This is a genomic window from Streptomyces sp. UW30 (assembly GCF_008042075.1).
Classification (GTDB): domain Bacteria; phylum Actinomycetota; class Actinomycetes; order Streptomycetales; family Streptomycetaceae; genus Streptomyces.
Map to the genome: position 1 here is coordinate 1,389,035 of NZ_RDBN01000037.1, position 4,439 is coordinate 1,393,473.

The following is a 4,439-nucleotide window of genomic DNA, read 5'->3' on the forward strand; positions in this document are numbered from 1 at the left end:
AAACACAGCGAGGACGCTGTGAACGGTCGGGCCTATTCCGCCTGACTGTTCCGCTCTCGTGATGTGTGCACCCGATTACGGGTAAACATTCACGGAGAGTTTGATCCTGGCTCAGGACGAACGCTGGCGGCGTGCTTAACACATGCAAGTCGAACGATGAACCACTTCGGTGGGGATTAGTGGCGAACGGGTGAGTAACACGTGGGCAATCTGCCCTTCACTCTGGGACAAGCCRTGGAAACGGGGTCTAATACCGGATAACACTTCCACTCTCCTGGGTGGAGGTTAAAAGCTCCGGCGGTGAAGGATGAGCCCGCGGCCTATCAGCTTGTTGGTGAGGTAATGGCTCACCAAGGCGACGACGGGTAGCCGGCCTGAGAGGGCGACCGGCCACACTGGGACTGAGACACGGCCCAGACTCCTACGGGAGGCAGCAGTGGGGAATATTGCACAATGGGCGAAAGCCTGATGCAGCGACGCCGCGTGAGGGATGACGGCCTTCGGGTTGTAAACCTCTTTCAGCAGGGAAGAAGCGAAAGTGACGGTACCTGCAGAAGAAGCGCCGGCTAACTACGTGCCAGCAGCCGCGGTAATACGTAGGGCGCAAGCGTTGTCCGGAATTATTGGGCGTAAAGAGCTCGTAGGCGGCTTGTCACGTCGGGTGTGAAAGCCCGGGGCTTAACCCCGGGTCTGCATTCGATACGGGCTAGCTAGAGTGTGGTAGGGGAGATCGGAATTCCTGGTGTAGCGGTGAAATGCGCAGATATCAGGAGGAACACCGGTGGCGAAGGCGGATCTCTGGGCCATTACTGACGCTGAGGAGCGAAAGCGTGGGGAGCGAACAGGATTAGATACCCTGGTAGTCCACGCCGTAAACGGTGGGAACTAGGTGTTGGCGACATTCCACGTCGTCGGTGCCGCAGCTAACGCATTAAGTTCCCCGCCTGGGGAGTACGGCCGCAAGGCTAAAACTCAAAGGAATTGACGGGGGCCCGCACAAGCAGCGGAGCATGTGGCTTAATTCGACGCAACGCGAAGAACCTTACCAAGGCTTGACATACACCGGAAAGCATTAGAGATAGTGCCCCCCTTGTGGTCGGTGTACAGGTGGTGCATGGCTGTCGTCAGCTCGTGTCGTGAGATGTTGGGTTAAGTCCCGCAACGAGCGCAACCCTTGTTCTGTGTTGCCAGCATGCCCTTCGGGGTGATGGGGACTCACAGGAGACCGCCGGGGTCAACTCGGAGGAAGGTGGGGACGACGTCAAGTCATCATGCCCCTTATGTCTTGGGCTGCACACGTGCTACAATGGCCGGTACAATGAGCTGCGATACCGTGAGGTGGAGCGAATCTCAAAAAGCCGGTCTCAGTTCGGATTGGGGTCTGCAACTCGACCCCATGAAGTCGGAGTTGCTAGTAATCGCAGATCAGCATTGCTGCGGTGAATACGTTCCCGGGCCTTGTACACACCGCCCGTCACGTCACGAAAGTCGGTAACACCCGAAGCCGGTGGCCCAACCCCTTGTGGGAGGGAGCTGTCGAAGGTGGGACTGGCGATTGGGACGAAGTCGTAACAAGGTAGCCGTACCGGAAGGTGCGGCTGGATCACCTCCTTTCTAAGGAGCACTTCTTACCACTGGTCGTTGTTTGAGAACTGCACAGTGGACGCGAGCATCTGTGGCCAAGTTTTTAAGGGCGCACGGTGGATGCCTTGGCACCAGGAACCGATGAAGGACGTGGGAGGCCACGATAGGCCCCGGGGAGTCGTCAACCAGGCTTTGATCCGGGGGTGTCCGAATGGGGAAACCCGGCAGTCGTCATGGGCTGTCACCCGCTGCTGAACACATAGGCAGTGTGGAGGGAACGCGGGGAAGTGAAACATCTCAGTACCCGCAGGAAGAGAAAACAACCGTGATTCCGGGAGTAGTGGCGAGCGAAACYGGATGAGGCCAAACCGTATACGTGTGAGACCCGGCAGGGGTTGCGTGTGCGGGGTTGTGGGATCTCTCTTTCACAGTCTGCCGGCTGTGAGACGAGTCAGAAACCGTTGATGTAGGCGAAGGACATGCGAAAGGTCCGGCGTAGAGGGTAAGACCCCCGTAGTCGAAACATCAGCGGCTCGTTTGAGAGACACCCAAGTAGCACGGGGCCCGAGAAATCCCGTGTGAATCTGGCGGGACCACCCGCTAAGCCTAAATATTCCCTGGTGACCGATAGCGGATAGTACCGTGAGGGAATGGTGAAAAGTACCGCGGGAGCGGAGTGAAATAGTACCTGAAACCGTGTGCCTACAAGCCGTGGGAGCGTCGGACATCAAGTTTACTTGSTGTCTCGTGACTGCGTGCCTTTTGAAGAATGAGCCTGCGAGTTTGCGGTGTGTTGCGAGGTTAACCCGTGTGGGGAAGCCGTAGCGAAAGCGAGTCCGAATAGGGCGATATAGTAGCGCGCTCAAGACCCGAAGCGGAGTGATCTAGCCATGGGCAGGTTGAAGCGGAGGTAAGACTTCGTGGAGGACCGAACCCACCAGGGTTGAAAACCTGGGGGATGACCTGTGGTTAGGGGTGAAAGGCCAATCAAACTCCGTGATAGCTGGTTCTCCCCGAAATGCATTTAGGTGCAGCGTCGTGTGTTTCTTGCCGGAGGTAGAGCACTGGATAGGCGATGGGCCCTACCGGGTTACTGACCTTAGCCAAACTCCGAATGCCGGTAAGTGAGAGCGCGGCAGTGAGACTGTGGGGGATAAGCTCCATGGTCGAGAGGGAAACAGCCCAGAGCATCGACTAAGGCCCCTAAGCGTACGCTAAGTGGGAAAGGATGTGGAGTCGCACAGACAACCAGGAGGTTGGCTTAGAAGCAGCCACCCTTGAAAGAGTGCGTAATAGCTCACTGGTCTAGTGATTCCGCGCCGACAATGTAGCGGGGCTCAAGCGTACCGCCGAAGTCGTGTCATTCATACAATAGGGCCAACGCCCGTGTGGATGGGTAGGGGAGCGTCGTGTGCCGGGTGAAGCAGCCGCGGAAGCGAGTTGTGGACGGTTCACGAGTGAGAATGCAGGCATGAGTAGCGATACACACGTGAGAAACGTGTGCGCCGATTGACTAAGGGTTCCTGGGTCAAGCTGATCTGCCCAGGGTAAGTCGGGACCTAAGGCGAGGCCGACAGGCGTAGTCGATGGATAACCGGTTGATATTCCGGTACCCGCTGTGAAGCGTCAAACATTGAACCAGGCGATGCTAAGTCCGTGAAGCCGCCCTGGAGCCTTCGGGCAAAGGGGATGTTTACTAAAAACACAGGTCCGTGCGAAGCCGTAAGGCGATGTATACGGACTGACGCCTGCCCGGTGCTGGAACGTTAAGGGGACCGGTTAGTCATGATTCGTCATGGCGAAGCTGAGAACTTAAGCGCCAGTAAACGGCGGTGGTAACTATAACCATCCTAAGGTAGCGAAATTCCTTGTCGGGTAAGTTCCGACCTGCACGAATGGCGTAACGACTTCTCGACTGTCTCAACCATAGGCCCGGTGAAATTGCACTACGAGTAAAGATGCTCGTTTCGCGCAGCAGGACGGAAAGACCCCGGGACCTTTACTACAGTTTGATATTGGTGTTCGGTTCGGCTTGTGTAGGATAGCTGGGAGACTGTGAACTCTGGACGCCAGTTCAGGGGGAGTCGTCGTTGAAATACCAGTCTGGTCGTGCTGGATGTCTAACCTGGGTCCGTGATCCGGATCAGGGACAGTGTCTGATGGGTAGTTTAACTGGGGCGGTTGCCTCCTAAAGAGTAACGGAGGCGCCCAAAGGTTCCCTCAGCCTGGTTGGCAATCAGGTGTTGAGTGTAAGTGCACAAGGGAGCTTGACTGTGAGACCGACGGGTCGAGCAGGGACGAAAGTCGGGACTAGTGATCCGGCGGTGGCTTGTGGAAGCGCCGTCGCTCAACGGATAAAAGGTACCCCGGGGATAACAGGCTGATCTTCCCCAAGAGTCCATATCGACGGGATGGTTTGGCACCTCGATGTCGGCTCGTCGCATCCTGGGGCTGGAGTCGGTCCCAAGGGTTGGGCTGTTCGCCCATTAAAGCGGTACGCGAGCTGGGTTTAGAACGTCGTGAGACAGTTCGGTCCCTATCCGCTGCGCGCGTAGGAATATTGAGAAGGGCTGTCCCTAGTACGAGAGGACCGGGACGGACGAACCTCTGGTGTGCCAGTTGTTCTGCCAAGGGCATGGCTGGTTGGCTACGTTCGGGAGGGATAACCGCTGAAAGCATCTAAGCGGGAAGCCTGCTTCGAGATGAGTATTCCCACCCACTTGATGGGGTAAGGCTCCCAGTAGACGACTGGGTTGATAGGCCGGATCTGGAAGCACGGTAACGTGTGGAGGTGACCGGTACTAATAGGCCGAGGGCTTGTCCATAGAGGCTCGCGTCCACTGTGTTGGTTCTGA

At 57.0% G+C, this 4,439-nt stretch carries 2 rRNA genes; both read left to right on the top strand.

The features are described 5' to 3' along the window. The first annotated feature begins 88 nt into the window (after positions 1 to 88). Positions 89 to 1,614: ribosomal RNA gene (locus EAO75_RS25035) — 16S ribosomal RNA — on the top strand. Between the two features lie 63 nt (positions 1,615 to 1,677). Further along, positions 1,678 to 4,409, top strand: a 23S ribosomal RNA gene (locus tag EAO75_RS25040). Together the 16S and 23S rRNA genes form the textbook arrangement of a ribosomal RNA operon. Positions 4,410 to 4,439 lie beyond the last annotated feature (30 nt).